The sequence below is a fragment of the Mesorhizobium sp. P5_C1 genome (assembly GCF_054049815.1).
In genome coordinates this window covers 1-4,163 of sequence record NZ_JBFULQ010000485.1, presented here as the reverse complement: position 1 = coordinate 4,163, position 4,163 = coordinate 1, and the positions used below count along the sequence as shown (strand labels likewise).

General features: G+C 64.6%; 4 protein-coding genes. 3 read left to right on the top strand and 1 reads right to left on the bottom strand.

The window, feature by feature from the left end; all coding sequences use genetic code 11:
* The 3 genes from ACXJ7R_RS26330 to ACXJ7R_RS26320 all read left to right on the top strand — a co-directional run.
* Positions 1-199: Bax inhibitor-1 family protein (locus tag ACXJ7R_RS26330; RefSeq protein ID WP_457154384.1), on the top strand; the 199-nt coding region annotated here is incomplete at its 5' end.
* 174 nt (positions 200-373) lie between these two features.
* Positions 374-1,246: an aldose 1-epimerase family protein gene (locus ACXJ7R_RS26325; RefSeq protein ID WP_457154383.1), complete on the top strand. Its 873-nt coding sequence runs from the start codon at positions 374-376 to the stop codon at positions 1,244-1,246.
* Positions 1,247-1,302: 56 nt separating this feature from the next.
* A complete protein-coding gene (locus ACXJ7R_RS26320; protein WP_457154382.1) occupies positions 1,303-1,944 on the top strand; it encodes a glutathione S-transferase family protein in 642 nt (213 codons plus the stop codon).
* Between the two features lie 154 nt (positions 1,945-2,098).
* Here the strand turns inward: ACXJ7R_RS26320 and ACXJ7R_RS26315 are convergent, their stop codons facing one another.
* Complete coding sequence (locus ACXJ7R_RS26315; protein WP_457154381.1) at positions 2,099-4,126, bottom strand: BTAD domain-containing putative transcriptional regulator; 2,028 nt, start codon at positions 4,124-4,126, stop codon at positions 2,099-2,101.
* Positions 4,127-4,163: the final 37 nt, after the last annotated feature.

The window sequence follows — 4,163 nt, the reverse complement described above, 5'->3', positions numbered from 1 at the left end:
GTTCGCCATCTCGGTGATCGGCATCGCCGTGTTCATCGGCCTGACTGCCTGGGACACGCAGACGATCAAGGAGCAGTATGCCGAGAATGTCGACGCGGAATCGCGCCAGAAGCTGGCCGTCTTCGGCGCCTTCTCGCTTTATCTGAATTTCATCAACATCTTCCAGCTGTTGCTGAACTTCACCGGCGAACGCGAGTAACGACTGTCCGCTGTGGGCAGGGGCGAGGACTATCGCCCCTGATGCGGGGAGGTGGCCGGAGGGAGATCCTCCGGCCACAATTCGTTCTGGCAGGACCGGCTACACCTTGAGTCCTCAAGAGCTTTTGCTAGTCTGCCACCGCACCGCCCTTCAATACCGACCGCGCGAGGATATGTGGCACAAGACAGCCAGACGCTTCAGGGCGACGGCATCTCGGCGACCATCGTCGCCCAGGGCGCCGAACTGGTTTCGTTGCAAGATGCCGAAGGATTTGAGTTCCTGTGGCAGGCCGGGCCGGCCTGGCGGCGCCATTCGCCGGTGCTGTTTCCGATCGTCGGCCGGCTGAACGGAGATCGGCTGCGCCATCGCGGCCGGACCTACCCGATGACGCAGCACGGGTTCGCGCGCGACAAGCCGTTTGCCTGGGCGCAGAGCGGGCCACGATCCTGCACGCTGGTTCTCACCGACGATGCCGAGACCCGCACGCACTATCCATTCGCCTTCCGTCTCGCCGTGACCTACACGCTGGACCGCCGGCAGCTTGGCGTCACCTTCGACATCACGAACACCGGCGAAGAGCCGATGCCGGCGTCCATCGGGGCGCATCCGGCATTCAATTGGCCATTGCTGCCCGACCTGGCCAAGACGGACTACCAGCTGACTTTCGCTGCTGCCGAACCTGCTCCGGTCCGTCGCCTGAAAGACGGCCTGCTGTTGAAGACGCCGCAGCCGACGCCCGTCGAAGGCAACATCCTCGCGCTCTCCGAGCAGCTGTTCGACCAGGACGCGGTCATTCTCGACCACCCCGCCAGCACCAGCGTGCGCTATGCCGGCGAGCGTGGTCCGGCGATCGAGATGGCCTGGCAGGGATTTCAGGAATTGGGCGTCTGGTCAAAGCCGGGCGGCGCGCCGTTCCTGTGTATCGAGCCCTGGCACGGCATCGCAAGTCCGGTGGGCTTCGACGGCGATCTTGTCGACAAGCCGGGCCTGATGCTGATCGCGCCGGCCGCCAAGCGGGTGCTGAGCTATCAAATCCGGCTTTTGTGACGCCCGTCATTGACAGCTGAGGCAATAGCGTTGGCCAGCCACACCGGAGGTGTCCAATGAAGCTATACTTCAGCCGCAATCCCAATCCTCGGCTCGCCGTCGCGGTGGCACGCTATCTCGACGCGAATGTCGAATTTGAATTCGCCTCGCCATTCGCTCCGGGGCAGGCCGAGAAATATCGCCTGCTAAACCCCAATCTCTCATTGCCCATACTTGTGGACGACGGCGGAAAAAGCCTCTGGGAGGCAGACGCCATAGCCTGCCGGCTGTCGCGCGACGTGCGTTCGGATTTCTGGCGCACCGGCGATGACGAGCCCGAGATGATCCGGTGGTTGAGTTGGGGCAAGGAGCACTTCGCATTCGCCTGCGACACGGTGCATTTCGAACGTGGCACCAAACAGCGGTACGGCATAGGCCCGATTGATCAACAACGCGTGGAGGAGGGGCTGACGCATTTCCGCACGGCCGCCGCGATACTCGATACGGAGCTTTTCGCACGGGAATGGCTGGTCGGAAATTCGATTTCCTACGCCGACTTCCGCATGGCGACCTTTCTGYCGTTCAACGAGGCCGCCAGACTGCCGCTGGATGACTATCCCTCTGTCGGCCGCTGGTATCGTCGGCTTGAAGAGATCGAGGCCTGGCGCGATCCCTTCAAGGGATTGGACGCGCCCGCATTGCCGCCGGTCCCAGGGTGAGGCCGAGTCTGGGTATCCTCTCGGCAGCGGAGGGAAACTTGTCGGGCCGTCATGCTAMGAGAGGAAGCCGGCGTTCAAACCTGCCGGGTGATGGTTTCGATCACATTGACGAGAAGGCGCGGGGCGGTCAGGGAGCGGGCTCACGCCGCCCGGCTCAATCGGGCAGGCCGGCTAGCCGCAGTGCCTCGACATATCTGACGAAATAGGCTGGCCTGATCTGCCCCACCCGGTGCCTGAGGTTGGAGAGGGTCAATTCGGGATCGAGCTGCAGTGACAGCGCGATGTGCTTGCTCGCGGCATCCAGCCTGCCGGCCATGGCGTTGCTGGCTGCGGCCACGCGTAGACCGGTGAGATAATAGGGCTGCGCGCGGGATGCCGCCTCCGCGATCGGCCAGGCGGCATCATAGCGGCCGGCCACGAAATGGGCGAAGGCCGTGAAGCACTGCATGAAGAAAGTCAGCGGATCGAGCGGGCTCAGCCGCCTTGCCCGCGACAGATGCTCGATCGCGATGTCCGGGTCGTCATGGCAGGCTTTTAGGCAGCCGCTGGCGCTCCATGCGGCGGCGCAGTTGGGGTTAAGCACGAGCGCCCGGTCGGTCAGTGCCGAACCGGCCTCGTAGTCGCCGATGACATAGCCCAGTGCGAGGCCGCTGAAAGCCAGCGCTACCGCGTCGTCCTGGCCTGCTATGGTGACGTTGCCGACCAGCCGGGAAACTTCGGCGGCCTCCTTCTGCCGGTCCGTCATCCAGCCGTTCGCCATTCGCCAGAAGTAGCACCAAGCGGCAGCGCCCTGTGCCGCGGCAAAGTCAGGGTCGAGCTCAATTGCCTTGTAGAAATGCGGCAGCGCCTCCTCCAATCCCGCTCTCGTCCAGCGGTAAAGGCTCGCCACGCCGCGTAGGTAATTGTCGTAGGCGTCGAGACTCTCGGTCGGCTTGCGCTTGGCCCGCGCTATCTCGGCCTGTTCGAGCCTGGGCGAAATCGCACCTATGACGCTGGAGGCGACGAGGTCCTGCAGTTCGAACACGTCGGCGACGTCGCCCTCGAAACGGTCGGCCCACAGGCTCACGCCCGTTGCTGCCTCGATCAGCTGGCCCGCAACGCGGAGCCGGCTACCCGCCTTGCGCACGCTGCCCTCAACCACGTAGCGCACTCCCAGCTCGCGCGCCGCGCGCTTTATATCCACAGCCTGGCCCTTATAGGCGAAAGCGGAATTCCGCGCGATCACGAACAGCCAGCTCACATGAGACAGCGCCGTGGTGATCTCCTCGACCACGCCGTCGGTGAAATAGTCCTGCTCGGCGTCGCCGCTCATGTTCTGGAACGGTAGCACCGCGATCGACGGCTTTTCCGGTATGGAAACGACGGGGCGCGCCGGTTCGGCCACCGTTTCCCGCCGCGGCGCCCCGGCTTCGGGCGGGCCGGAGCTGCTGGACGCCTGCTCGTGCCGATGCTTTGCCTCAGGCGCCTCGATACGCTCGACCAGCGCCTGCGTCGCCTCTTCAGGGGCGACGCCGAGCTCGCGCTTCAGCGCCTCCTCGCAGGCCAGGAACTGGCGGAAGGCGTCGTTGGTCTTGCCGCGACGGCGGAAGATGCGGATAAGCGCCCGGTGGGCCTGCTCGGCGCATGGATCGAGCGCCACCAGCCGCTCCGCCAGCCTTTCGCAAGCCATTTCCTCGCTGGCGTCCGTCTCCGGCAGAAGGCTCAGCCGCTCGGCGAGGTCCAGCGCCTTGCGGGCATAGTTCGCCCGAAGCGGCGCAAGCCATTCGTCGATCTCGCCGGGAAACGACAGACCGTCGAGCAAGTCTCCCCGGTAGAGGCTCGCCGCTGTCGCTAGGCTGGCGCCGTCACTGGCTAGGATATTCCGGTCGAACATCCAGATGTCGGCCTCATCGGCATTTGCCGCCAGCCATATGGTGTGGGCATTGCCTTCGACACGTATGGCCTCGTCGCCGGTGGGCGGAAACAGCCGCCTGATGTCCACCAACGCTTGGCGCAGGCTGTTCCGCGCCTGCTGCTCGCCGCTGTCTGCCCATAGCATCGCCGCCACCCTCTCGCGGCGAAGGCCCTTGGGCCCGGCCAGAACGAGCGCGGCAAACAGCAACGACGTCTTGCGCGTCGCGAAGTGCAGCGATTGGCCGCCTGAAGAAACAACCTCGATACCGCCAAGCAATCCGATGTGCACCCCGACCCCCCTGTAGCAGCCTCGGGTAGAATATCAC